The sequence below is a fragment of the Streptomyces sp. MB09-02B genome (assembly GCF_033794485.1).
In the GTDB taxonomy this organism is placed as follows: domain Bacteria; phylum Actinomycetota; class Actinomycetes; order Streptomycetales; family Streptomycetaceae; genus Streptomyces.
The window spans coordinates 13,328-40,244 of record NZ_JARGEE010000027.1; the positions used below are offsets into that span (position 1 = coordinate 13,328).

Below are 26,917 nucleotides of genomic sequence, written 5' to 3' on the forward strand. Positions count from 1 at the left end.
CAGTACAGGTGAAAGGTCGCGTGGCCAGCGGATTCGAACCGATCGCGGACACCTTCGCCGACAATTTCCGCTGGCGCGGCGATACAGCCGCCTCCTGCGTGGTGTACGCCCAGGGAGTCCCGGTGGTGGACATCTGGGCCGGGCGGACAGCCCGCGGCACCTGGACACCCGACACCCGCACTGTCGTCTTCTCGGTCAGCAAGGGAGTCACCACCGTCTGCCTGCTGATGGCCGCCGAGCGCGGACTGATCGAACTCGACGCCCCGGTGGCGAAGTACTGGCCGGAGTTCGCCGAGAACGGCAAGGAGACGACGACGGTACGCCACCTCCTCGCGCACCAGGCAGGCCTGGTGGCGCCCGAGGCGGATGTGACGGTGGAGAACCTGCGCGCCTCGGAGTCGGTGGCGGACGCCCTGGCCCGGCAGGCACCGGCCTGGCCCCCAGGAACCGCCTACGCCTACCACGCGCTCACGTTTGGCTGGCTGGTCGGCGAGGTACTGCGCCGGACCACGGGACTGCGCCCCGGTCAGTGGCTGCGCGAGCACGTGGCGGCTCCCCTGAACCTGACGATGACGTACGGCGCCGCCCCCGCGTCTGCCGATTTCCACCCCCTGGCAGACCCACTGCCCAGCACCGACCCCGACGCCGCCGCGTTGATGGCCGCCGCTCTCGTCTCACCGATGGTCGAACGCTCAATGAGCCTGGGTGGCGTCTTCGACATAGCCAACCTCATCCAGACGGCCAACGGGGAGGTGTGGCTGTCGGCCGAGATCGCGGCGGGCAACCTCGTGACCACCGCGCGCAGCCTGGCGCGGCTGTACGCGGCCACGGTGGGCGAGGTCGACGGAGTCAGGCTGCTGGACCCGTACACCGTCAGTGATGCCCGCGTGCTGCGCTCCGAGGGCCGGCCGTTCGTGGGGCCCGACGAGGGCAACCGCTGGGGCACCGGCTTCATGATCAGCTCGGCTCACCGGCCGATGGCCGGCCCGGGCAGCTTCGGCCACGACGGCTTCGGCGGCGGCCTCGGGTTCGCCCACCCGGAATCGGAGATCGCCTTCGCCTACCAGACCGCACAGCCCGGTGGCCTTCCCGACGACCGAGCCAACGCCCTCTGCCGCGCGCTGCGCGCCTGCCTGTGAACCGACTCCCGCCCGTCAAGTCCCGACCCCGTCCACCGAAAGAACCGGAAAGCAGGCAATGACCACCACACGTCCACATCAGACCGCGCCGGCCCCTCCGGGCCTGTCCGCTCGCACGACGGACCGGATCCTGACCCGATTGATGCGGCTGCCGGGCACACGACACCCCTACCAGGTCGAACGGAACATCCCAACACCCGCGCGCGACGGCGCCGTCCTGGTCACGGACCACTACGCCCCCGTCACCGACCTGCCGAAGGGCACCGTCCTGCTGCGCACGCCGTACGGGCGCGGCTTCCCGCACGACCTGGAGGCCAGGGTTTACGCGGGCCACGGATATCACGTCGTGGTGCAGAGCTGCCGCGGCACGTTCGGCTCCACGGGGACCTTCTACCCGATGGCGAACGAGGCCGACGACGCCCAGGACGCGGTTGCCTGGCTGCGCACCCAGCCGTGGTTCGACGGGCGGCTCGCGACCGCCGGGGGCTCCTATGTGGGATGGACCCAGTGGGCGCTGCTGATGGACCCGCCCCCTGAGCTGCGCACCTGCCTGATCGCCGTCGCCCCGCACAACATGCACAACACGGTGTACGGGGCCGGAGCGTTCCGGCTCGGCGACTTCCTGTCCTGGGCGGCGATGATGGCCAACCAGGAACGATTCCCCGGGCTACGTGGTGTGGCCCGCATGCTGACGATGAACCGGCGCCTGGCCCCGGTCTTCGCCGCCCTCCCCTTGGCCGAGGCGGCCGACACGGCAACAGAGCACCGCACGCCGTGGTTCCGGGAATGGCTGACGGCGCCCGACCCTGACGATCCACTGTGGGACCGACTCAAACTCGACGACGCCCTTCAGCGGGCGAACGTACCGGTGCGGCTCACCGCCGGCTGGCAGGACCTCTTCCTCGACCAGACCCTGCACCAGTACCGGGCGCTGCGTACGCGAGGAGTCGACGTCTCGCTCACCGTCGGCCCGTGGACCCACCAGGACCTGGGCCGGAAGGGCATGGGCCGCCTGCTCCGCAGCAATCTCGAATGGCTGCGGACGCACCTCGCCGACGGCGAGACGGCAGCACCCCCACGGCCCAACCTGCCAGTAGAGGTGTACGTCACGGGCCAGGAGGCATGGCGACGCCTCGCGCAATGGCCACCGGCGGCCGACGAGACCGTGCGCTACCTGCAGCCGGGTGGGAAGCTCCTGGCCGATGAGCCGAGTGGCGGCGCGCCGTCCACGTACGTCTACGACCCGGCCAACCCCACACCGACCCTCGCCGGCCCACTGCTCACCCTCGACAGCGGCGTCAAGGACAACGCCGACCTACAGAACCGCCCCGATGTGCTCACCTTCACCACGCCCCCGCTGACCGCTCCGCTGGAGATCTTCGGAACACCCGTCGTCGAACTGGCGCACACCAGGAGCAACCCGCACGCCGATGTCTTCGTACGACTCTGCGACGTCGACCCGAAAGGCGTGTCGCGCAACTTCGCCGAAGGACTCCTGCGCCTCGATCCCACCTCGCCCACCGACCAGGTGCAGCACGTGCGCGTGCGCCTCGACGCCTGTGCACACGAAGTCAAGCGCGGACACCGGATACGCCTGCTGACAGCCGGCGGTTCCCACCCGCAGTACGCACGCAACGAGGGCACAGGTGCGGTGCCCGGCACCGGGCACGAGTTGCGGCCGTGCACACACACCATCCACCACGACACCGCCGCGGTCTCCCGCGTGCTCCTGCCGACTCCCCCGAATAGACATGCCCGGCCCGGCCTCGCCGATTCGATGGGGTCGTAGACGCCAAGCAGCACACCTGCACGCCGAGTTCGCGGGAATTCCCAGGCAGACCATCAGCCGCATGCCGAGCAATGCACATCAAGCGAAGCCTGCCCACCCGATTCCTCGCCGAGACGGGCCTCGCTCTCGACAGACCGAGCCGACGCCAACTCGCAGTCAAGATCCATTGATTGCCCTCTACTCCAGGACTCTGGGCGCATCACAGGCGTGGACGCGGCCATGGCCTCCCTGTGGCGGCTGATTCGGACCACTTCGTCATAGACCAGTTGGCAGATCCGTGCCGCGTTCGCGTCCCGATCCAGGTTCCGGTGCCCGGCGGTCCCCGGGGGGGCGTGCTCTACGGAGCCCGGCGCCACGAGTACGTCTTCGGCGACTGCGTCTTCGGTGACGTCGCTGTACTGGTGCGCGCCCTGGAACGGGAACTTGCCGAGGATCTGGAACTGAACCGCCGATTGGAACGCCTGCGGGTGACGGCCGGGGGCAGCGTCCCGGCCCCGAGCACGGAGTGGGCGTGTCCGAGCGCCGGGGGCTCGTCGACGTCTGCTTTGCGCTCGTGCGCATAGCATCAGGGCCGCACCTGGGACACCAATGAAGTGAGCCCGGCGGTGCACCGCTCGGGCAACCGGCCCCTCGGTGTGCACGCGATGTCCGCGATGACACCGAGGGCCGAATGCATCTCATGGTGATCACCGAGGCCATAGCCACGTGAAGTGCCGCTTCTGGACCGGCTCGTCGGCCGCTTCGGCCGCACGGTGCACATCGTCGTGGACCGCTGCTCGGGGACAGGCCCTCGGTGTCGCGGCGATCGGTGCGCGTCGCCGCCTGAGCATGGTCACCGTTCGCGCGTACGGCGACCAGGCTCACTACGTCGTCCAGGGCGATCCGCGGTTCCCCCTCCTGCCTGGGAACGGCGCGGGCCGCGGTGCCCGTTGTTCACGGCCGGGTACGGCAGGTGATGTCGCTGCTGGGCAGGCGGCCTGTGACCAGGTAGGTGTTGACCGTGTTGGTGGCGCAGGCGGGGGTGGCGGGGATGCCGTATACGCCGTGATCCCGTCCGCCCTGGACCTGGACGAGGCGTGAGCCGCGCAGGGCGCGGTGCATGGCCCGGCCGCTTGCCGCGGGTGTCTGGGAGTCCCATTGATTCTGCAGGATGAGGGCGCCCACCGTGTTGTTGACCCGCGTGGCCGGTTCGGCGCCGCGTGGCCAGAAGGCGCACGGTGTGATGTTGGAGGTGAAGTCGCCGTAGAGGGGGAGGCGAGCGCCGTCGCGGATGGCGTCGTGCCGGTAGCGGGCCGGATCGCTCGGCCATGAGGCGGAGTTGTCGGCGCAGACGACCGCCCAGTGCAGTGCCTGGAAGTTGGCGTCGAAGGGGTCCGCGGGTTCGTCTGAGGGCCGAGGATCCGGGCGGGTGGCCGGGGCCTTGCGGAGGCTGACGACGTCGCGCGCGGCCTGGTAGGGGTCGTAGAAGAACATCGGCCGCAGCGAAGCGCGGATGTCGGCACCGGTGACGGCCCGGTCCTCGAAATCGGGGTCGCTGCCGTTGTACTTGAGCGGCGTGCGGTCGGCGCGGGCGAGCAGCCGGAAGAGCGTGGCGCGTACCTCCGCGGGAGTGTCACCGAGGTGGTACGTGCGGTCCCGACCTGCGACCAGACGTATCCAGTCCTGGAACGCGGGCTCGACGCCCTCGGCCATGGCCTGGTAGACGCCCCGGCCGAAGCGGTTCGGGTCTACCGAGCTGTCCAGGACGACTCGGTCGCTGCGGGCCGGGAACATCTGGGTGTAGACGGCGCCGAGATAGGTGCCGTAGGACACGCCCATGTACGAGATCCGCTTCTCACCCAGGACGGCACGGATGACGTCCATGTCCCGTGCGGTGTTACGGGTGGTCAGATGAGGCAGCCGGGCGCGGTCCCGGGCAACGCACTTCGCGGCGAAGTCTCGGGCGACAGCCGTGGTCTGGCGGAAGGACGCCGGCCGGTACGCGCGTGGCCAGTCCAGCTCGTTCGTGGTGAGGCCGCAGTTCAGGGGGCTGCTGGCGCCCGTACCGCGCGGATCGAAGCCCACGAGGTCGTACCGGTCCCGGACGCTCTTGGGCATGACCTCCTTGTACGCCGAGGGGTTCCCCAGTCCTCCGGCCCCCGGGCCTCCCGGGTTGGACAGCAGCACGCCGCGTCGCTTGCCGGGCACGCTCGTGCGCAGCCGGGAGATCTCCATGCGCAGCGTGGGCCCGGCGGGCCGCGTGTAGTCGAGAGGCACTTCGAGGGTCGCGCACCGCAGGTCGGCGGGGTACTCCCCGGCGGTGCCGCAGCGGTGCCAGACGGGGCGCTGGTCGTAGTAACGGTCGAGGGCGGGCGCGGGGGAGCGGCTGGCTCCGGCGGCTGTCGCCTGGGCGGTGGGAATGCACAGGCTGACGGTCAGTCCGGCCGCGACGAGGGCGGCCATGCGTGCGGTAGGCATGACAAGGACTCTGCTTCCCCACCCGAGCGCCCCGCCTCGGCCGAATGGCCAGAAAAACGAAGGCGATCGTCGGTGGACCCTCGGCCGAAAGACGGCTGGAGCACGCTCGGGCCGTCACCGCTGCTTGCCGGCCATGGAGTCTCGACCTCGGCCGCTCGGACCCACGACGAGTCTGCCGCTCCCGAGACCACAGCACGTCTCACCTTGTGCGGTGACGGTGCTGATCATGCAGGTCGGACCATCGTTCTGCCTGGTCATGCGCCGGCCGAGACGGCGATGGGCAGGTCTTGTCGGTATGTGATGCGGCGCGCTGTCACGAGGGGTCGCAGAGTCCGCGGCAGCCTCGCCTTCCCAGGCGCTTCGTCCAGGCTGTCAGCCTCAAAGTTGACGCGACGGCCTACCTCAGGTTGACAGAGCCGGGCCGGGCATCAGCCCCAGGGAGTCGGTAATTCGGCTGATCCGCGGGGGCCGCTGCGAATCCGACGATGAAGGAGTTCCCGGCCGGGCACGGATCTGGACCCGCGCCCGGCGCAGCCCATGCCTTCGATCGGAGCAAGACCTCGTGACCACCCTGCCGCCCGTTTCCCGCACGCCTGCCGTGGCCGCCCGCGCCACCAAGCTCTCCAAGCTCTACGGAGAGGGCCACACCAAGGTGGTGGCGCTCAATGAGGTCAGCGTCGGCTTCGAGCAGTCTCAGTTCACCGCGATCATGGGACCCTCCGGGTCCGGCAAGTCCACGCTGATGCACTGCGTGGCCGGGCTGGACTCCTTCTCCTCCGGCTCGGTCCGCGTCGGTGACATCGAGTTGGGGGCCCTGACGGACAGGCAGCTCACCAAACTCCGCAGGGACAAGATCGGCTTCATCTTCCAGGCGTTCAACCTGCTGCCGACCCTCACCGCGCTGGAGAACATCACGCTGCCGATGGACATCGCGGGCCGGACGCCCGACGAGGAGTGGCTGGACACCGTCATCCAGATGGTCGGACTGTCCGACAGGCTCAGCCACCGCCCCGCCCAGCTCTCCGGCGGTCAGCAGCAGCGGGTCGCCGTCGCACGGGCCCTCGCCTCCAAGCCCGAGATCGTCTTCGGGGACGAGCCGACCGGGAACCTGGACTCGCGCGCGGGTGCCGAGGTACTCGGCTTCCTGCGTAACTCCGTACGGGAGTTGGGCCAAACCGTCGTCATGGTCACCCACGATCCGGTCGCCGCCTCCTATGCGGACCGGGTCATCTTCCTCGCCGACGGAAAGATCGTCGACGAGATGTACGACCCCACCGCGGACGGGGTCCTCGACCGCATGAAGACCTTCGACACCAAGTTCCGTACGAGCTGAGCGGAACCAGCCGCCACACCCCCAAGTCGCCACCGCCCCACGACCGTTGCCGTCATAGACCGACGGCCGGCCCCCCGCCGCCGCCCTCACCCACCAGGACCACACCGCCATGTTCCGCACAGCCCTGCGCAACGTCCTCGCGCACAAGGCCAGACTGCTGATGACCGTGCTCGCCGTCATGCTCGGCGTCGCGTTCGTCTCCGGCACTCTGATCTTCACGGACACCTACCAAAACGCCTCCGACAGCCAGACGGCCAAGAGCTACGCCCAAGTGGACGTCCAGGTCGACGAGAACACCGAATACTCCGGCGAATCCCCCGGCATCAGCCGGAAAACGCTCGACGCGGTCGCACGACTCGACAGCGTCGCCGACGCCGCCGGACGCGTCGATGGGAGCGCCTACGTCGCCGACAGGGACGGCGGACTCATCGCCAACGGCCTGTTCAACTCGGCCGCCAACTTCGCGCCGGGCAAGGACGGCAAGGACCCGCTCTACGTGTTCACCGACGGCAGTGGACCCACCAGGCCCGGGCGGATCGCGCTCGACAAGGACACCGCCGACAAGGGCGGCTACCACGTCGGCGACACCGTGCCCGTCGCCCTCACGGGTCCGGCGAAGACGTACCGACTCTCCGGCATCTTCACCACCGAGAACGAGGAAGTAGCCGCAGGCGGCAGCCTGGTGCTGTTCGACACGCCGTCCGCGCAGCGCCTCTTCCTCCAGCCGGGCTTCTTCGAGAAGGTCACCGTCACAGCCGCCCCCGGCATCTCGAACACCGAACTCGTCGCCGCCATCAGCAAGGTGCTCCCTCACTCCGCGCAGGCCAAGACCGGTCGGCAACTCGCCGCCGAAGAGGCCCAGTTGGTGGCGGGAGACGCGATGACGCTCAACGGGATCCTGTTCCCCTTCGCCGGCGTCGCGCTCTTCGTCAGTGTCTTCCTGATCGGCAACACCTTCACCATGCTGGCCGCCCAGCGCACCAGGGAACTCGCTCTGCTGCGCGCGGTCGGCGCCTCCCGCAGGCAGGTCACCCGGTCCGTGCTGATCGAGGCGATGATGGTCGGCACTGTCGGCGCGGCCGCCGGGCTAGGGCTCGGCGCCGCCCTTGCCGCCGTAGCGAGTGCCACGGTCGAATTCGACGGCGGTACCCCGGACGGCCCGTTGATCGTCACGTCGACGACCGTGCTGGTCGCGGCTGTTGTCGGTGTCCTGGTCACCATGGTGGCGGCCTGGCTGCCGGCCCGTCGCGCCGCGAAGATCCCGCCGGTCGCGGCCATCGGCAGCGCACACCTGCCCGCCACCACGAAGTCCCTGGTCCTGCGCAACGTACTCGGCGGCATCCTCACGCTGCTCGGAGCGGCGGTCGTCGTCGCGGGTGCAGGGGCCGGCAGCTCCAGGGGTGGGGGGATCGTCGGGTTCGGGGCCTTCCTCGCGGTGACGGGTCTGCTCGTGCTGATCCCCTTGCTGTCCCGGCCGGTGATCGCGGTAGTACAGCCGCTGCTGCGGCGGGGCTTCGGAGTCTCCGGCACGCTCGCGGGCCGGAACGCGGTACGCAGCCCGCGCCGTACCGGCGCCACCGCCTCCGCGCTGGCCATCGGACTCACCCTGGTCAGCGCTCTGACCGTCCTCGGTGTCACCCTCGGCCAGTCCATGGACAAGATGACCACGGACATCGTCAAGGCCGACTACATGGTCACGGCCGGTGGAGCGCGCCTGGACGCCTCTGCGGTCGCAGCCTTGCGCAAGGTCCCCGGTGTGAGGGCGGTGTCACAGGAACAGCTGGGGTGGATGCAACTCGACGGCAGCCAGCAGGACATCACCGCCGTCATCCCGGCGGACTTCGACAAGACCCTTCGCCTCCCGGTGGTCTCCGGCTCGCAGGACTCGCTCGCGAAGGGGCAGGTCGCCGTAGACGAGAAGCTCGCGCGGTCGCACGGCTGGAAGGTCGGGGACAGCCTGCCGGCGGTGTACGGGGACTCCGGCAAGGGCCGCAGGCTCACCGTCGGGGCCGTCTTCGAGTACAACGAGGTCGTCATGCCGGTCGTCGTCTCCGCCGACGTCATCGAAGCGAACGGCACCGCGACGTCCCTCTCGAAGATCTACGTCACAACGGATGGCAGCACGAACGGGAAGGCACTCGCCGACGCCCTCCCCGGCCGCCCGGGCATCAAAATCGACGACCGACAGGACATCCGCACCGAGCTCGGCGGAGCCTTCAACACCGTGCTCAACGTCCTGTATGCACTGCTCGCGATCTCCCTGGTCATCGCGATCCTGGGAGTGGTGAACACCCTCGCGATGTCAGTCTTCGAACGACAGCGGGAGGTCGGCATGCTGCGAGCCGTCGGGCTCGACCGACCGGGCGTGACTCGGATGATCCAGCTGGAGGCCGTCGTCATATCCCTCTTCGGCGCGGTGATCGGCGTCGGGCTCGGTTCCTTCCTGGGCTGGGCCATCTGCGAGATCACAAAGGCGGACATCCCCGGCTACGCACTGGTGCTGCCGTGGGGCCGGTTCATCCTCTTCCTGCTGCTGGCGGCGCTGGTCGGTCTACTGGCCGCCCTGTGGCCCGCCCGCAGCGCGGCCCGGCTGAACCCGCTCACCGCCATCAAGACCGAGTAGCCGGAGCAGGGCGCTGTGCGGCCGCAGACACACCGTGCCTGCGGCCGCACGGTCACGGAGCACGAGCTGGCTGGCCGACCACGCGTGCGCGGTACTGACGTCGACTGCTGCCTGTCCAGCGCGAGCCGACACCGCTGAAACACCGAGGACGCCGATACCGCCTGCGAAGAGCCAGGCACACGGGGCTTGGCGCCGAACGAGTACGGAATGGACCGGACGTGACCAGCGAAATTCGTGCGTCGGGTGGCTTGCCTGCTGTCTTCACCAGTTTCGTGGGGCGGCAGCAGGAGATGGCTGAAGTGCGCCGTCTTCTAGGCGTGGCGCGGCTGGTGACCTTGGTGGGCGCGGGTGGGGTGGGCAAGACGCGGTTGGCTTTGGAGGTGGCTGCGGCGTCGGTTCGGGCGTTCCCGGGTGGGGTGTGGCTGGTGGACCTGGCGCAGGCGCGGGAGCCGGCCGCGGTTGGCTTTGGAGGTGGCTGCGGCGGGGCTGGGGGTGGCGGATCAGGGTACGCGGCCGGTGCTGGAGTTGCTGGCGGCCCACGTCGTGGGGCGGCGGATGCTGGTGGTGTTGGACAACTGCGAGCACCTGGTGGAGGCGTGTGCCCAGCTGGCGCAGTGTTTGCTGTCTGTCGCTTTGGAGGTGCGGATCCTGGCCACGAGCCGGGAGACGCTGGGGCTGACGGGTGAGCACGTCCTTGCGGTAGCGCCGCCGGGCGGAGGCGGTCGAGCTGCTGGTGCAGCGGACGGCTGCGGTGCGGCCGGGTTTCCAGTTGACGGAGGTGAACCGGCCGGCAGTGGACCGGTTGTGCGCCGATCTGGACGGGTTGCCGCTGGCGATCGAGCTGGCCGCCTCCCGGCTGCGCACGCTGTCGGTGGAGCAGGCGGTGGAGCGGTTGGAGGAGCGGTTCGGCCACTACGGGTGGGAGCGGCTGACTGGCTCCGGAGAGGTTGATCGGGTGCTGCGGCGGCACCGCGGCGCTGGCCGAGCGTCTCCACCAAGACTGGTTCGGTCCCGCTCAGGTGGAGATCCTGGACCGGTTGCGGGCTGATCACGGCAATCTGCTGGCGGCCTTGGAGCATCCGGAAGAAGGCGCGGAAGGGCAGCCCGGTGCGGACAGCGGCCACCGGCCCGAGCCTGATGCCGCCGGTCGCGGAATGAATGTGCCCGCGCTGATGTACCCCAACGGCTTCGGCATCCGGCCCGTGCTGCAGAAGATGGACCGCGAACTGGCCGGGCACGCGTGGCCGCCCCGCTCGACACGAGGCAGCCGCCCCTGGGCAGCCGGCCGCGATGGTCGACGCCCGAGCCGAGCGGGGTGCCCCCTGGCCGACGAGCTCAGGATGAGTCGGAACGTGCCGGAGCCAGGGGCGACACGACGGGGGATCGCCGCGAACGTCGCCTGTGCGGCGGGAGTGTCCCGCGCCACCGCAGGATTCGTCCTCAACGACACGGCGGGTCAGGACCATCCGACGACCACGCGGGATCGGGTGCTGGAGGCGGCTACACCGTGCCGAACAGTGTGTACAGCAACAGAACAGGATTTCCTCGCGGTTCGGGCGCACGGTCCGTCCACGCCGACAGCCGCCGAGGACAACGGGGTGGGCAGACGAATGCGCGGCCTGCTCCTCTCGCACTGTGCGCAGACTTAGGTGGTTCCGCAGCAGCAGGCCCGGCGGGTTCCCGCCCACCGGCCTCGCCCAGCGCTTCCCGCTCAAGGAGCCGTGCGCCCTGGCCGATCATCAGGGCCGGCCAGGGCGCGGGTCATGCATTCGAAGGCATCCGTGGAGGCCGTCACCGCTGCACCGATGTCGAAGGGTTCCCGACCCACGGTTGTATCGAAGCCGGGGCGCTTCTATTTGGTCGGGCTTTTCCCGGGCTTACAGACGGTGACGGTCGTGGTGTTGGTGGCCGTAGTGCCCTTCGAGTTGATCAGTTCGGCCCGGTACACGTAGGTGCCGTTGGGCTTGTCCGTGAAGGTCGTCTTGACCGACTGCGAAGTGCCGGGGCCCGAGTCGGGCACGCGTGCGGAGATGAGCTTGCCGTTCTCGTACAGGCGGTAGAAGCTGCCCTGGGTCCCGTGCCTGAGGTTCATCGTGACGCTGTAGTCGCCGTCGTGGTGGCCGTGTCTACTGGTGTTCGAGAGGGTGCCGGTGCCCGGTGCCGAAGTGTTCCGGACGAAGCTCCGCAGCGCGTCCCGGACGGCGAAGTAGGCCGGCTTGGGGTTGTAGTCCTCGTCGAACATGAGCGGCTTCGCGCCGGGAAGCCAGGTGTAGGCGTGCTTGTCGGTGAAGCCCCAGACGCTGATGTCCCGGATTCCGGCCGCCAGTGCCTCGGCGACGATGTCCCCGTAGATCTGCGTCTGCTGGTCGACGTCGTAGGTGTGCACGTCGAGTTCGGTGATGGCGACGTCGAGTCCGAGAGCGTGGTAGGAGTCCGCCATCTGTGTGATGACCCCGGGCTCGGGGCCCGCCTGGGTCTCGTGCATCTCGAAACCCACGCCGTCGATGGGGACGCCGTCGGCGACCAGGCCGGCAACGAGGTCGTAGAGCTCTTGGCGCTTTTCCGGGTAGAACTCCACCAGGGATTCGTTGATGAACAGCTTGGCCTCGGGATCGGCGGCGTGCGCGATGCGGAATGCTTCCGCGATGTAGTCCGCGCCCAGAACCTTGTAGAAGTCGTTGTGCACCAGGCCCGTTCCGCCCTCGATGGAGAACGGCTCGGTCACGACGTCCCACCGGTCCATTTTGCCGTCGTAGCGGTCCATGATCGTGTTGAAGTGGGTACTCATGACCGTGCGGAGTTCATCCGGGTCGGTGATCGCGGTCACATAGTCCGGGTTGCAGCAGCCCGAGATGAAGCCGTGCCCCTTGACCGCCATGTTGTTGTCTTCTGCGAAGTCGACCAGCCGGTCAAGGCCGGCGAATTCGAAGGTGCCTTCCTGGGGTTGGACGAAGTTCCACTTGAGCTCGTTCTCGGGCGAGAGGCTGTTGAACTGCTCAGCCAGGATCTCGCTGAACTGAGGTTCGTCGAGGTAGTTCGGGTTGATCGCCCCGGACCCGATGAGGATCCCCTCGCGCGCTGCCAGGTCGCGGAGAGGGGTGGATGAATCGGCTGAGGCGCCGGCGACTGGGATGGCCGCCGTCGCGAGTCCCATGGTCACCGTTGCGAGCGCCGCAACGATGCGGTGCATTCTCATGGAATGGTGCCTCGCATTCATGTGTGATGGATGACCCAGAGCGCGGCAGCGCGCCGGGAGAAAAGGGGTGCTTCACGGCAGGCGGCATCGCGAGCAGGCTCGGCCGGGGCCGCTGCTCGGGGTGCGCCGATTGCGGGAGCTGACCTGATCGGTGCTGCGTCGGGCACATCGTCGCCCTGTGGCTTCTTCATGTGGCCGCGACGTTGTCAAAGGGTTCGCCCAGACCCGCCCGGTCATCTCACTGGTTGGCGAGGACCGGGATGACCTTCGTTGCACAGACTTCGGAGAGCCAGTGCGCGCTCAGCTTCGGAATGCGTTCTTGAGTGTCGTAGTCGACGCGGATGATCCCGAAGCGAGGGCCGTATCCCTCGGCCCATTCGAAGTTGTCGAGCAGCGACCACACGAGGTATCCGACGACGTTCGCGCCGCGTTCCCGAGCGCGGTGGGTGGCCGTTGCGTGATCGATGAGGAACTGCGTCCGGTCGCGATCCAGGACCACGGGCTGACCGTTGGATTCGCTGACGACATCCGCGAATGCCGCACCGTTCTCCATGACCATGATAGGCAACTCGGGAAACTCCTTCGACAGGGCGACCAGGTGGTCCTCCAGCCCTCGTGGCTCGATTCCCCAGTCCATGGCTGTTCGCTCCAGATCGTCGCGGCGAACGATCTCAATGCGCTCCGATCCAGGAAAGGCTGTGCCGCCCGCGGCTTCGGTGGCGGGGTCGAAGTCCGGATTCACGCGTACGTGCATGACCTCGTAGTAGTTGACCCCGAGCAGGTCGATCGGTTGATGGCAGATCTCCACGTCGCCCGGGTGTACGAAGCTCCAGTCGGTGAAGATGCGGGTGTCGTCGAGGAGGTCGGCCGGGTACTCCCCGCGGAGCATCGGCCCCGTGAAGACACGGTTGGCCACGGCGTCGAAGCGGCGCGCGGCTTCAGCGTCCCCGGGGGTCTCGGCTTCGATGCGGAAGATGTTCAGCACAACGGAAATCTGAGCGTCGGGGTGCTTCACGGTGCGCCGCAGCGCCGCCACCGCGAGCCCGTGCGAGAGGTTGAGATGGTGTGCGGCCTTGAGTGCGTCCGCGTGGCTCTTCACACCGGGCGCGAACGCCCCGCTGCCGTAGCCGGCGAAGGAGTTGTTCCACGGCTCGTTGTGCGTCGACCACATGGCGACCCGGTCTCCGAGGGCGGCGCCCACGATCTCCGCGTACCGCTCGAAAGCGAAGGCGGTCTCGCGTCCCCTCCAGCCGCCGTAGCGGTCCTCCAGTGCCTGGGGGAGATCCCAGTGGTTGAGCGTCACGATCGGTGTGATTCCGCGTGCTAGCAGGCCGTCGATGAGCCGCGAGTAGAACGCCAGGCCCTCTGGATTGACTTCGCCTTCGCCTGTGGGCATCACGCGCGGCCAGGAGATGGAGAACCGGTAGGCACCGAGGCTGAGGGAGGCCATCAGGTCGAGATCGGTCTCGACCTGGTGATAGTGGTCTGCGGCGACGTCACCGGTTGCGCCTTGGGCGGTCTTTCCCGGCGTGTGGCTGAAGGTGTCCCAGATGGACGGACCCCGTCCGCCTTCGCCCGCGCCGCCCTCGATCTGGTAGGCGGCAGTGGCTGCGCCGAGGATGAAGTCGGGCGGGAACGTCAGATGCCCGCGCGCGATCGAGTCGCTGTACATAAATCGGCCTCTCTGGTGACGTGGCCGAAAACCTAACACCTGAACTGTAATCGGCACAGAGGCTGGACGAACTTTGACTTCTCGTACCCGGAGGTCCTCACGCTGCGGTCGGCACCCGGTGGCATCGCAGCTGGTCAGGGAAGCATGAGGTCCTGATCGGAGGGCATGCCCGAGCGTCGCGGGGGGCCTTTCCCTGAGGGTGCTGCCCCAGCACATGACCGCGAGAGGGCAGGCTGCACGGCCTCCTCGCAGGGTTCTGGCATGCGTGGTTGCTCCCGCCCCCAGCTCCCTGGGGCCGCGGTCGTCGGCCGGCTCGCCAGGTGACCGAAGGCGCATTGACGCGACTCGTCACCGCCCACCAGGGAGTGGCGGAGATGACCCGGCCCCCTCCGTGTGGGCCGACACGGCTCCCGCTGGCCCGGGGCAGGTCTCGACCGCGCCTGGCGCCGCGGGCCTCCGGCATTCAGTCGGCGTCGTCGCCCTGGCGATGGTCGGAGTTTTGGGGTGTCGGGTGCTGCGACCAGTGCGCCCGGGCAGCTGCAACGAGGCGCCAGAAAGCGTCGACAGCCTCGACGACGTCGAGGTCGTCCCGATATCGCCGCTGAAGCTGCAGTCCGTCCTGCACGGCGATCCCCAGGGTGGCGATCACCTCCGCGCTGACCCCCATAGGGGCGCGCTCGGCAGCCTCGGGACCGGGATCGAGCGTCTGCGTCTGAGCCGCGCGGTAATGCTCGACGAAGTAGCTGTGAGCCGGGTGATCGCGATCGATAGCCTCGGCGGAGAGGATGATGAACAGGGACGTCAGCCCCTCGTGCTCCGCAGAATGGCGCGCGACCTCCCGCGACTGCGTCGCGACATCGGTGGCGTGGACCTCCGACAGGTAGTCGGCGACTGACGCGTCGCGCAGACCGAGCACTTCTACGAGGAGTTCTTCCTTGTCGGCGAAGTGGTGAAGGACCCCTGTCTGCGTGAGGCGCATGCGCCTGGCGAGCTCGCGCATCGACGAGTGCGCGTATCCGGATTCCGCGAAGAGCTCGGCCGCAGCGGCGATGATCTCCCGGCGGCGCTGAAGCCCCTTGCGATAGGGCCCCCGAGGCCCGGTGCGTTCCGCCATGTCCTCAACATACAGCGAGCCGGTGTCGGGCTTGGCCCGGGTGCGGGCGTGACGATGAGAACCCCGCGAATACTTGTCAGGTGAAATGTGTTGGGTGATACTTGCCGCCACCGCGACATCCGAGACGACACCTCAGCTGGGGACGCAGCGACTTGTGCGACCTTCGGACGACAGGGTTCGTGCATGACGCAGGAGCGCGTAGCGGCCCGGGGCGGCCGCCTTGCCGCCGCGGAATCTAGGCACACCGCCTGAGACAAAGGACTACAGATGCGATCCACCCGAAGAGCCGTAGCTGTGCTTGCAGCGGCCTCGCTGACCGTCCTCGCTGCTGGTTGCGGATCCAGCGACGAGGGCGACGCCGACGGCAAGATCACCCTCAAGGTGTCGACGTTCAGCGAGTGGGGCTACGGCGGCCTGCTGAAGGAGTACCAGAAGCTTCACCCTGAGATCACGATCAAGCACAATCGCTTCGCCACGAGCGATGCGGCCAAGGAACAGTTCCAGACCGCTCTCGGCGCGGGCTCGGGGCTCGCCGATGTGGTTGGTGTCGACAACAGCTGGCTTCCGCAGGTCCTGCAGCACCCGGACAACTTCGTGGACCTCTCCTCTTCGGAGGTCAAGGGCCGCTGGAAGGACTGGACCACCAAGCTCGCGACCACCAACGACGGCAAGCTGCTCGGCTACGCGACGGACATCGGCCCCCAGTCCATCGCGTACCGCAGTGACCTGTTCAAGGCGGCCGGCCTGCCGACGGATCGCGAGGAGGTGGCCAAGCTGTTCGGGGGCGACAACGCGACATGGGACGACTTCTTCGCCGTCGGTGAGAAGTTCAAGGCCGCCAAGACGGGCCCGGCGTTCTATGACGCATCAGCCTCGGTCGCGACCAGTTGGGGCGACCAGTACGAGGTTCTCTGGGAGGACCCCAAGACCGGCGACATCATCGCAGGCGACAACAAGGACCTGCGGAACATCTACGACACGGTGATGTCGCACGAGGATCTCTCGGCTCACCTGGCGCGGTGGAGCGAGGACTGGGTGAACGCGTTCCAGAACGACAAGTTCGCGGTCATGCTCGCACCGTCGTGGATGCTCGGCGTGATCAAGGGCAACGCCGCCGGCGTCAAGGGATGGGACATCGCTGACGTCTTCCCCGGCGGCGGTGTCAACAGCGGCGGGTCTTACCTCACCGTGCCGACGCAGTCCAAGCACCCCAAGGAAGCGCAGGCGCTCGCGGAGTGGCTCACCGCCCCTGAGCAGCAGCTGAAGGCGTTCAAGGCGACGGGCAACTTCCCCAGCCAGGTCAAGGCCCAGACCAGCGACCAGTTGCAGAAGGTGACTGATCCCTTCTTCAGCGATGCGCCCGTGGGGAAGATCCTCACCGGCCGCGCATCGGCGATCACCGCGATTCCCTACAAGGGCGACAACTACTTCGCGATCACGGCGGCGTTCAACAACGCGATCAACCGTGTCTCGGTCGACAAGACCGACTCTCCGAAGAAGTCGTGGAACACGTTCGTCGACGAGCTGGACGCGCTGAAGTGACCGGTTCGTCCGCGCACTCGGGGACGCCCGCCACGGCGGGCGTCCCCGAGTCACCACCGAAGGAAGAGCGCATGGTCCGATCCGCACCGAGCGCGGCAACCCGCACAGGTGCCTCTCCTCCACAACCGCCTTCAGCCTGGCGGCAGCGCCTCGGCCGCTGGGACATGAAGGCGTCGCCGTACGCCTACATCTCACCCTTCTTCATCCTGTTCGGGCTCGTCGGCCTGTTCCCCCTCCTGTACACCGCGTACGTCTCGCTGCACGACTGGAACCTCATCGGCGGCCAGGGCGACTTCGTCGGCCTCGACAACTTCACCTTCGTCCTCGATCAGCCCGTCTTCTGGGACTCCCTGGGCAACACCGTCAGCATCTTCCTGCTGTCGACGGTCCCCCAGATCGCGATCGCACTCGTCATCGCCAGCCTCCTGCACGCGAACATCCGCGCGCGGACCTTTTGGCGGATGGGGGTGCTGCTGCCATACGTCATCGCCCCGGTCGCCGTGTCACTGATCTTCTCGCGCATGTTCGCGGACCAGTCCGGCCTGGTCAACGCACTCCTTGAGCAACTGGGAGTGGACCCGATCGGCTGGCACCGGGACAGCACGCCGGCGCACATCGTCATCGCCAACATGGTCAACTTCCGGTGGACCGGCTTCAACACACTGGTACTGCTGGCCGCCATGCAGGCAATCTCCCGTGACCTGTACGAAGCAGCAATCCTCGACGGCGCGGGCCGGGTGCGACAGTTCTTCTCCGTCACAGTGCCGTCCATCCGTCCGACGATCGTCTTCGTCGTGATCACGTCCACAATCGGCGGCCTGCAGATCTTCGACGAGGCGCGACTGTACGACACGCAGGGGCTCGGCGGGAGCTCAGGGCAGTGGAAGACCATCACTCTGTACCTGTACGAGCTCGGCTGGAATCAGCAAAGGCTGGGCCGCGCCGCAGCCGTCGCTTGGCTGCTCTTCCTGCTGATCATCGTATTCGCGCTGGTCAGCAACTGGCTGTCGCGCCGCATCGCCTCCGGCGACGATCCAGTCGCCGTCCCCCGAAAGGCGCGCCGCGCCGCCCGACGAGCCACGAGCGGGGCAGCACCTGTCACGCCCGCCTCCTCCGCATCGTCCGGTGACACACCCGGGAGCAGCACGTGACCAGGCCCTCCATCCCGTACATCGAGCAGACATCCGGCCGCGGTGCCGCCCGCGCGGCACGCCGCCGCCGCGGACGGGACCACGGTGCCGCGCGCCGCCCCGGATGGATGACCTACACCGTCCTCACCGTGGTCGCACTCATCTCGATTTTCCCGCTCTACTACACGCTCCTGCTCGCGTCGTCGACATCGGCGGAGGTCGCGCAGAACCCGATCCCCTCGCCGATCCCGGGCGGGCATCTGGGCGACAACCTCGTACGCGTCTTCGAGTCCGACATCGATCTGCCGCGCGCGGTCTGGAATTCCGTCTTCGTGTCGGTGACGACGGCGCTCGCGGTCGTGTTCCTGTCCACGCTGGCGGGTTTCGCCTTCGCGAAACTTCGGTTCAAAGGGCGGGCCGGTCTTCTGGCCTTCGTCGTGGCCACCATGGCGGTCCCGACACAGCTGGGCGTGGTGCCGCTGTTCATCGTCATGCGCGAGCTGGGACTGACGGGAAGCCTGTGGGCAGTGATCATCCCTGGCGTCGCATCCGCCTTCGGGGTGTTCTGGATGACGCAGTACCTCTCGGCAGCGCTGCCCTACGAACTCATCGAAGCCGCCCGTATCGACGGCGCATCAACATTCCGGATCTTCCGCTCCATCGTGCTGCCAGCCGCCAGACCCGCGTTGGCGATGCTCGGACTGTTCACCTTCATCGGAGCATGGACCAACTTCTTCTGGCCGTCGATCGTGCTCGGAACGACCAACCCGACACTGCCCGTCGCGCTTCAGCTGCTGCAAACCGGGTTCTTCAAGGACATCCCCCTGATCATGACCGGCGTACTCGTGTCGGTGGTGCCGCTGCTGACGCTCTTCGTCATCCTCGGCAAGCAGCTCGTCGCCGGCGTCATGCAGGGAGCCCTCAAGGGGTGACCGCCGACCGCAGCGCCCGACCGGCTCGCAGTGCGCCCGCAGTGCGCTGCCAGTGAGTCCTGGCACCCACCCTTGCCGAGGCCGCCCCCGAGGCCCCGAAGACGAATGTGAGAGGAACTATCCACCCCCCATGCACGACACGACCGCACCGGACCGCATCGCATTCCGCGACCTCAACGGCAACGGCCGCATGGACCCCTACGAGGACCCGCGGCTCAGCGCCGAGGAACGCACCGAGGACCTGCTGTCCCGGCTCTCGCTCGAAGAGAAGGTCGGCCTCCTCTTCCACACGGTCATCGAGATCGGCCCGCAGGGCACCGTCCTCGAAGAGCCCGGCGCGATCAGCAAGTCGCCCACCAGCGAGGTGATCCTCGCCAGGTCGATGAACCACTTCAACGTGCACCGCATCGAAGACGCCCAGGCGGCCGCTCGATGGAACAACGCCATCCAACGGCTGGCCGAGAAGACGCCGCACGGCATCCCGGTGACGATATCCACCGACCCGCGACACGGGTTCCTGGAAAACGTCGGCGCGTCGTTCACGGCCGGCCCGTTCTCACAGTGGCCCGACGGGCTCGGCCTCGCGGCGCTTCGCGACCCGGAAGCCGTGCGCGAGTTCGCGCGACGGGCGCGCGACGAGTACCGCGCTGTGGGAATCCGCATGGCGCTGCATCCCCAGGTCGACCTTGCCAGCGAGCCCAGATGGGCACGTCAGCTCCAGACCTTCGGCGCTGACACCGATCTCGTGGTGGCGTACACGAGCGCGTACCTCGAAGGCTTCCAAGGCGCCACTCTGGACTCGACGAGCGTCGCCTGCGTCACCAAGCACTTCCCCGGCGCCGGTCCGCAGCTGGACGGCGAGGACGCGCACTTCCCCTATGGCCGCGAGCAGGTCTACCCGGCCGGGGCGTTCGCCGAGCACCTGCGCCCCTTCACCGCCGCCATCGAACACGGCACCGCCGCGATCATGCCCTACTACGGGATGCCCGTCGGGCTCGAGATCGACGGCGTACCGATCGAGGAAGTCGGGTTCGGGTACAACAAGCAGATCCTCACCGGACTCCTGCGCGACAAGCTCGACTACGACGGGCTGATCATCACCGACTGGGAACTGGTGAACGACAACCCCGTCGGGGACCAGGTCCTGCCCGCCCGCGCGTGGGGCGTCGAAGAGCTCGACGCCCGCGAGCGCCTGGTCAAGATCCTCGACGCCGGCGCGGACCAGTTCGGCGGCGAGCAGTGCACGGACCTGCTGCTCGACCTCGTGCGGGACGGCGTCGTCGCGGAAAGCAGAATCGACCAGTCGGCGCGCCGCGTCCTGCTGGTCAAGTTCCGGCTCGGCCTCTTCGACGACCCCTTCGTCGACGAGGAAGCCGCCGCGGCCATCGTGGGCAACGCCCAGACCCGTCAGGCCGGCCTGGAGGCGCAGGCCCGATCGGTCACCGTCCTCAAGAACTCCGCCGTCCACGGCGCGCCCCTGCTTCCCCTCTCCCGAGGCGCGAGAGTGTACGCGGAGGGCATCGAACCGGAGGCCCTCGCACGGGCCACCACTCCGGCGGCCACGCCACAGGAGGCGGACCTCGCCATCGTGCGCATCGACGCGCCCTTCGAGCCACGGGACGACCTGTTCCTGGAGTCGTACTTCCACCAGGGGTCTCTCGAACTGCCGCCCGGCCTCGTGCACCGACTACGCATGATCGCCCAGCAGACCCCGCTGATCGTGGATGTCGCCATGGACCGTCCCGCCATCCTCACGCCGCTGATCGACGCGCTCGCCGGTCTCACCGTGACCTTCGGCGTCTCGGACGACGCCTTGCTCGCCGTCCTCACCGGCCACATCAAGCCCCAGGGCAGGCTCCCCGTCGAGCTGCCGCGATCGATGCAGGCCGTGCGAGAGTCCGCGCCCGACGGGCCGGCGAACACCCACGACCCACTGTTTCCCCTGGGATCCGGGCTGGAGATCTGATGTCCCCCAGCGCGTGTGTACACAGAAGGAGCACGGCATGACCGACGCACGATCCCGGGCCCTCGAGTTGCTCGGTCGGATGACCATGCACGAGAAGGTCGCCCAGCTGACATCGGTCATCCCGACGATGCTCTTCGACGCGAACGGCATCCGCCCGGAGGCCGCCGCGGCCAAGCTCGCCAACGGCATCGGCTACATCGAACCGCACATGGGCGGGTTCCCGGCGAACGCGGCCGAACTCGCCCGGCTCAACAACGCGGTGCAGCGCCACCTCGTACAGAAAACCCGTCTGGGCATTCCGGCGATCATGCATATCGAGGCGCTCAACGGCGTGAACGCGCCCACCTTCACCTCGTTTCCCACCGCTATCGCTCTCGCCGCCACCTGGGACACAGCCAGGGTCGGCGACATGGCCGACCTGACCCGCCGGCAGATGCGATCGGTGGGCCTGCACCACGCCCTGTCCCCGCTGCTCGACGTCGCCCGCGACGCGCGATGGGGCCGCGTACACGAGACCTACGGCGAGGATCCGTACCTGGTCAGTGCGCTCGGTGTGTCCTTCGTACGCCGTCTGCAGGGCGAATCGTTCCAGGACGGCGTCATCGCCACCGGCAAGCACTTCCTCGGGTACGCCATGAGCGAGGCCGGTCTCAACATGGCGACCGTACCTATGGGAGCGCGCGAACTCCGGGAGGTGCACGCGCGGCCCTTCGCCGCCGCGATCCAGCTCGCCGGTCTCGGATCGATCATGAACTCACTCGCCGACTGGGACGGAGTCCCTGCGGCCGCCGACCCTCGCGTCTTTCGCGAGATGCTGCGCGATGAGCTCGGCTTCGACGGCACCGTCGTGTCGGACTGGTCCTCGATCGAAAACCTCGTGACACATCACCGCGCCGCGCGCGACGCACGCGAAGCGGGCGTACTGGGTCTCCGAGCCGGCATCGACGTGGAACTGCCCGAGCCGTTCGGCTACGGCGACAGCCTCATCGAGGCCGTCCGCGCTGGCGAGATCCCCGAAACGACCGTCGACGAGTCGGTGGTGCGCGTGCTGACGCACAAGTTCCAGCTCGGTCTGTTCGACAACCCGTACGTGGAGACCGACCCGGTCGAGATCATGTCCGTGGCGCAGGAAGGGCGTGACCTCTCCCTGCGCCTCGCGCGCGAGGCGGTCACCCTGCTCAAGAACGCCGGCGGAGTGCTCCCGCTGAGCGGCGCTCCCCGTATCGCCCTCATCGGGCCGCACGCCGACCGGACCGGCGCAGCCTTCGCGCCGTACACCTTCCCCTCCTTCATCGCACTCACCCGCGCAATGCTGAAGGGAGCGACGAGCTCCATGGTCGGCGTCGACGACATCGACTCCTTCGGCCCCCACGACGCCTACGTGCACCAGGAGATCGGCGACCTTCTCGCAATGGACGAGGACGAGTTCGCCCAGACGCAATACGGAGCGGTCTCCCTCGCAGATGCGCTGCGCGCCGCGCTCCCCGACGCGGACATCGTCGTTGCCGCAGGATGCGGAATCACCGATGGCGCCGAGGAGATCGAGGCAGCCGTCGAGGCCGCGCGTGACGCCGACGTCGTGGTCCTGGCGCTCGGCGGCCTGGCCCGGTGGTTCTTCAGCGAACGGACGGAGGGCGAAGGCGCGGACACCGCCGATGTGGGGCTGCCGGACGTGCAGCGCCGGCTCGTACACGAGATTGCCGCGCTCGGCCGGGCGACCGTCGGCGTGATCTTCTCCGGACGCCCCGTCGCCCTCGGTGACGTCGAGTCCCAACTCGACGCGATCCTGCTCGGATACTACGGCTCGCAGTACGGCACACGTGCCCTCGCGGACATCCTGACCGGCGTAGCCGAGCCGCAAGGACGCCTGCCCTACACGATCCCCCGCTCCAGCGGACAGGTGCCCATCCATGCGGGCCAGCGGTTCGGCAGCGGATACCGCCGACGGGAAGGCGACCCGCACGGCGGATACGTGGACGAGACGGCGGCACCGCTCTACCCGTTCGGCCACGGCCTCACATACACACGCTTCGCCTACTCCGACCTCAAGCTCAGCAGCACAGCGGCCGCGCCCGACGGTTCCGTAGACGTCACCGTCACCATCGAGAACAGCGGGGACCGCCCGGGCGTGGAGGTCGTCCAGCTCTACGTCGAGGACGACGCGCCCGGCATCGCGCGACCGGCACTCCAACTTGCAGGGTTCCATCCGCTCGAACTGCAGCCAGGCGAGCAGGCAACGGTGACGTTCGCACTTGAGCTTCCTCTTATGGCCTACATGTCCCTGGATGGCAGATGGGTCGTGGACCCGGGCCCTATGTGGATCGCTGTCGGCTCATCGTCGAGTGACCTCCCCTTGCGGAGCCGCTTGGACATCGTCGGTGACACCGCCGACGTCACCGAGCGCAGGGTCTACCTGACCCCATCCACCACGACTTCGCGCCGCATGACCGGGACGTGACACATAGGGTCATTGCCCGAAGTACCGCCGCATAGTCGGCCAACAGCAGCCGGCGGGGAGCGGCCCTGACACCGCTCCCCGCCGGCCCTTGCATTCGGCGTGGGGAGGAGCTGGGGCAGCCCCCACCAAAGAGGGAGCATCGCGCCCTCCACCTACTACGGCCAAACGGCACTCCTCGCCCGCCAGTTGCGATACACGGACAGACCGAGCGCAACGCCCCGGCAAACACCTCGTAGATGCCGTCTGCCAGGGGAGCCCCGCTGCTGTCGCAGATGCAGCCCTCAGCCGGTGGGACGGGTCAGAGCCTACGGGCGCGGGCGGCTCACGGACTGACGGATCACCAGTTGCGTGCTCAGGACAACGTGGTCGCCGCCGCTGATGCGCTCGGTGCGGTCCAGCGCGAGCCGGACCGCAGTCCGGCCGAGATCCTCGTACGGAACCCGGACCGACGTGAGAGACGGGCTGAGGTCCGCGGCGAAGAGGACGTCGTCGAAGCCCACCAGTGAGATGTCCTGGGGGATGCTCAGACCGGCCTCGCGGAGCGCGGCCAGTGCCCCGAGTGCCACCATGTCCGTCCCCGCGATGATGCCCGTGAAGTCGACCCCGGCCTTCAAGGCGTCTCTTGTGCGCTGGTAGCCGGAAACGCGCGTGTACAGGCCGGGGACGTTCAGCTCCCGCGTCTCCTTCACACCGTGTGCGCGCAGGGCGTGGAGATAGCCCTGCCGTCGTTGCTCCCCGGTGCTGAGCCGGGGGTCGCCGCCCAGGTAGAGAACGCGCCGGTGGCCCTGGGCGAGGAGATGGTCGGCGGCCTGGAAAGCACCTCCGCGGTTGTCGTAGTCCACCACGGTCACTGGGAGATCGCCGGGCAGGGGCGGGCGGCCCACCAGCACCAGACGGGACCCGGTGGCATGCAGAGTGCGCGCGTACTCGGTCATGCGTTGGAAGTAGGCCTCGTCCTGCACCGCTCCGCCGACGAGGACCACCGCGGCCGCGTGCTGCTCACGCATCAGCTGCACCAAATCGTTCTCACGACCGGCGTCGCCATGCGTGGCGCAGACCAGGCTCAGTCTGCCCTGGAGAGCCGCCTCCTGCTCGATGCCAGCGGCGACATGGGCCAGTGACGGCCCGGTGATGTCGCGGAGAACCAGGGCGATGGGACCGGCGACGCGCCCGGAGAGAGCTTTGGCGTGGATATTCACCACGTAGTGCAGCGACTCCACGGCCTCCATGACGCGCTCCCGGGTGGCCGCTGACACCGGATAATTGCCAGCCAGTGTCCTGGAAACAGTTGCTACCGACACTCCCGCCCGTTCGGCTACATCGCGAATCGTGCTGGGGCGCTCCGCATCTGACTGGCTTCTGCGCCGACGACTGACAGCGGTGGGGCCGGGAGTAGAGGTAGAGCCGTTGTCCATTCGCCGTCACACCCTGATGTATTGCATCCCTTGTCCTGGAAGACCCTCGGGGATGACTGACCATCACTAACAGTAAAGGTTTACTAAGCCGCAGGCCTGCGGGTCACACCCTGCGGTTCACGGTGTGGCCACCTGGCTGCTATCCGTGGTTGGCCAGCGGTAGCCAGACCCGCATGGCGCCCGCCTCTCGGTTGGCCCAGGCGTAGTACGGCACCGCTGTCAGTTCGACACTTTCCCGGGCTTCGCCGCAAGCCGCCGATGCGTACGGCGGGTAGGGCCAGTCGACGGTCGGACCGTCGGCGGGGAGCCGGCGTCCCACGGCGCTCACTGTGCTGACCCCGCCGAGCAGTCCGGGGCGGCTGTGGACGGTCAGCGGTGTGTCCGGCGCCAGGACTACTTCATCCGGGTCCAGACGGCCCGCCTGGTCGGTCTGTTCCAGGCAGTAGACCAGCGGACCGCGTTCGATTGCGGCGCAGCCCCGGACGGCGTCGACGCGCGGGGGCGGGACGGTCAGCCGGGGCGGCATCGCGAGGTCGAGCCGGACGGTGTCGCCGGGGGCGAACGCGCGGGTGACCCGCAGCCAGCCGGCTTCCGCCCCGTTTTCGACGGTGGTGCCGTTCACTGTCAGGGTGTGGTCCGCGCACCACGCCGGCAGGCGCAGGGAGAGCGTGCGCGTCCGAGCGGTGGGTGCGTCGTCGACGGTGACCGTCACCGTGCCGTCCCAGGGGTACTGGGTCGCCACCCGCACGGCGAGGCCGTCACCGCCGTAGACGCCGGTGGCGTACTGGTGCAGCCGCAGTCCGCCGCCGTCGGTCGTGGCCATGTAGTGGGGGAGGGCGGCGAGCAGGCGCATCACGTTGGGCGGGCAGCACGCGCAGCGGAACCAGGGGGTGCGGTGGGCGGTCTGGTCGCCGGGGCGTTCGTGTGGGTGGGCTCGCCGGTGGAGCGGGTTGACGTACAGCCAGGTGCGGCCGTCGAGGCCGGCGCCGGCGAGGAAGCCGTTGAACAGGGTGCGCTCGATCAGGTCGGAGTAGCGGGCCTCACCGGTGAGCAGGGCCATGCGCCAGGAGAAGTGGACGGAGGCGATGGCGGCGCAGGTCTCGGCGTAGGCGCGGTCGGCGGGCAGTTCGTGGGCGTCGCCGAAGGCCTCCCAGTCGTGCCGGGAGCCGACGGCGCCGGTGAGGTAGGTCTTGGTCGTGACCATGTCCCGCCACAGCCGCTCCAGGGCCGTACGGAGTTCCGTGTCGCCGGTCTCGGCCGCGACGTCGGCGGCACCGGCGAGGAGGTAGAGCTGGCGTACGGCGTGGCCGGTGACCTCGTCGGCCGTACGGATCGGCGTGTGGTCCTGCCAGTACTCGGGCCCGGGGTCACGGTCGTGGCCCCGGTCGCCGCCGGAGGAGAGGGTGCCGTGGCCGCGACGTTCCAGGAAGTAGCGGGCGAGGTCCAGGTACCGCTTCTCGTCGGTCGTCCGGTGGAGTTCGACGAGAGCGGTTTCCACCTCGGGATGGCCGCAGACGGTGTCCACCTGCTTGCCGAGGCCGAAGACCGAGTCGATGTGGTCGGCGAGCCGACGGGCCACGTCGAGCAGCCGGTCGGAACCGGTGGCCCGGTGGTGCGCCACGGCGGCCTGGATCAGATGCCCCGCACAGTACAGCTCGTGTCCCCAGCCCAGCTCGGTCCATGGGACGCCGCCGCCGAGCTGGTAGTACGTCTGGAGGTAGCCGTCCTCGCGCTGGGCGGCGGCGATCAGCTCGACGAGGGCTTCGACCTCGGCCGTGAGGCTCTCCTCAGGGGTGTCCGCGAGCTGCCAGCACGCGGCCTCCAGCCACTTGTAGACGTCGGAGTCCTGGAACTGGAAGTCGCCGGAGAAGCCCGTGCCCGACGGGGCGTCCGCGCCGTCGGCGCGCGGGGCCGCGGCGGCGCGGAAGTTGGCGAGGTTGCCGGCCTGCTCCAGCCGCGCGGGCCCTTCGGCGAGGGAGATGTGGGCGTTGACCCGGCGGCGCTCGGCCCAGAAGCCGCCCTCGATACGGGCCACGGAGGCGGGACGCAAGGAGGAGACGGCGCGCACGGAGGGGCTGACCGGTCCGGAATGAGTGGTGTTCAGGGGGTGCCTCCTGAAGTAGGGGAGTAGGCGGGGCGGGGGAGTGGGTG

16 protein-coding genes are annotated in these 26,917 nt (G+C 68.5%); 10 read left to right on the forward strand and 6 right to left on the reverse strand.

Going from position 1 to position 26,917, the window contains the following annotated elements:
• Positions 1-20: 20 nt before the first annotated feature.
• Entirely contained in the window at positions 21-1,139 is a 1,119-nt protein-coding gene (locus tag P1P70_RS06550) for a serine hydrolase domain-containing protein (RefSeq protein ID WP_319235348.1), read from the forward strand.
• 58 nt (positions 1,140-1,197) lie between these two features.
• Positions 1,198-2,928, forward strand: coding sequence for a CocE/NonD family hydrolase (locus P1P70_RS06555; protein ID WP_319235349.1), 1,731 nt, complete (start codon positions 1,198-1,200; stop codon positions 2,926-2,928).
• 933 nt (positions 2,929-3,861) lie between these two features.
• Here P1P70_RS06555 and P1P70_RS06560 read toward each other — a convergent pair.
• Positions 3,862-5,385 carry an alpha/beta hydrolase gene (locus P1P70_RS06560; protein ID WP_319235350.1) on the reverse strand — a complete coding sequence of 508 codons (1,524 nt, stop codon included), beginning with the start codon at positions 5,383-5,385 and terminating at the stop codon, positions 3,862-3,864.
• A gap of 562 nt (positions 5,386-5,947) precedes the next feature.
• Between P1P70_RS06560 and P1P70_RS06565 the strand changes: the two genes are divergently transcribed.
• The 3 genes from P1P70_RS06565 (at position 5,948) to P1P70_RS06575 (ending at position 10,990) form a co-directional block, all read left to right on the forward strand.
• Positions 5,948-6,718, forward strand: a complete 771-nt coding sequence (locus P1P70_RS06565) for an ABC transporter ATP-binding protein (protein WP_319235352.1) — start codon at positions 5,948-5,950, stop codon at positions 6,716-6,718.
• A 109-nt stretch (positions 6,719-6,827) separates the two neighbouring features.
• On the forward strand, positions 6,828-9,341 hold the full coding sequence (locus P1P70_RS06570; RefSeq protein WP_319235354.1) for an ABC transporter permease: 2,514 nt from the start codon (positions 6,828-6,830) through the stop codon (positions 9,339-9,341).
• A 1,019-nt stretch (positions 9,342-10,360) separates the two neighbouring features.
• Entirely contained in the window at positions 10,361-10,990 is a 630-nt protein-coding gene (locus tag P1P70_RS06575) for a hypothetical protein (RefSeq protein WP_319235356.1), read from the forward strand.
• Between the two features lie 203 nt (positions 10,991-11,193).
• Here the strand turns inward: P1P70_RS06575 and P1P70_RS06580 are convergent, their stop codons facing one another.
• From P1P70_RS06580 to P1P70_RS06590, 3 genes are all read right to left on the reverse strand, one after another.
• Positions 11,194-12,531 carry an endo-1,4-beta-xylanase gene (locus P1P70_RS06580; RefSeq protein ID WP_319235358.1) on the reverse strand — a complete coding sequence of 446 codons (1,338 nt, stop codon included), beginning with the start codon at positions 12,529-12,531 and terminating at the stop codon, positions 11,194-11,196.
• A gap of 244 nt (positions 12,532-12,775) precedes the next feature.
• Complete coding sequence (locus P1P70_RS06585) at positions 12,776-14,209, reverse strand: GH1 family beta-glucosidase (protein WP_319235359.1); 1,434 nt, start codon at positions 14,207-14,209, stop codon at positions 12,776-12,778.
• A 463-nt stretch (positions 14,210-14,672) separates the two neighbouring features.
• Entirely contained in the window at positions 14,673-15,323 is a 651-nt protein-coding gene (locus P1P70_RS06590; protein WP_192365630.1) for a TetR/AcrR family transcriptional regulator, read from the reverse strand.
• Between the two features lie 294 nt (positions 15,324-15,617).
• Here P1P70_RS06590 and P1P70_RS06595 point away from each other — a divergent pair, with 294 nt between their 5' ends.
• From P1P70_RS06595 to P1P70_RS06615, 5 genes are all read left to right on the forward strand, one after another.
• On the forward strand, positions 15,618-16,865 hold the full coding sequence (locus P1P70_RS06595; protein WP_237277203.1) for an extracellular solute-binding protein: 1,248 nt from the start codon (positions 15,618-15,620) through the stop codon (positions 16,863-16,865).
• Between the two features lie 71 nt (positions 16,866-16,936).
• Positions 16,937-18,016 (forward strand): sugar ABC transporter permease, encoded by a 1,080-nt coding sequence (locus P1P70_RS06600; protein WP_319235360.1) that lies wholly within the window; start codon positions 16,937-16,939, stop codon positions 18,014-18,016.
• A gap of 107 nt (positions 18,017-18,123) precedes the next feature.
• Entirely contained in the window at positions 18,124-18,927 is an 804-nt protein-coding gene (locus P1P70_RS06605; protein WP_086802423.1) for a carbohydrate ABC transporter permease, read from the forward strand.
• A gap of 130 nt (positions 18,928-19,057) precedes the next feature.
• Positions 19,058-20,893, forward strand: coding sequence for a glycoside hydrolase family 3 protein (locus P1P70_RS06610; RefSeq protein ID WP_192365631.1), 1,836 nt, complete (start codon positions 19,058-19,060; stop codon positions 20,891-20,893).
• A gap of 37 nt (positions 20,894-20,930) precedes the next feature.
• Positions 20,931-23,351, forward strand: coding sequence for a glycoside hydrolase family 3 N-terminal domain-containing protein (locus tag P1P70_RS06615; RefSeq protein WP_319235362.1), 2,421 nt, complete (start codon positions 20,931-20,933; stop codon positions 23,349-23,351).
• Positions 23,352-23,656: 305 nt separating this feature from the next.
• On the opposite strand, the gene P1P70_RS06620 is transcribed toward P1P70_RS06615, so the two are convergent.
• Entirely contained in the window at positions 23,657-24,766 is a 1,110-nt protein-coding gene (locus P1P70_RS06620; RefSeq protein WP_319235364.1) for a LacI family DNA-binding transcriptional regulator, read from the reverse strand.
• Positions 24,767-24,905: 139 nt separating this feature from the next.
• Entirely contained in the window at positions 24,906-26,870 is a 1,965-nt protein-coding gene (locus P1P70_RS06625) for a glycoside hydrolase family 127 protein (protein WP_319235365.1), read from the reverse strand.
• Positions 26,871-26,917 lie beyond the last annotated feature (47 nt).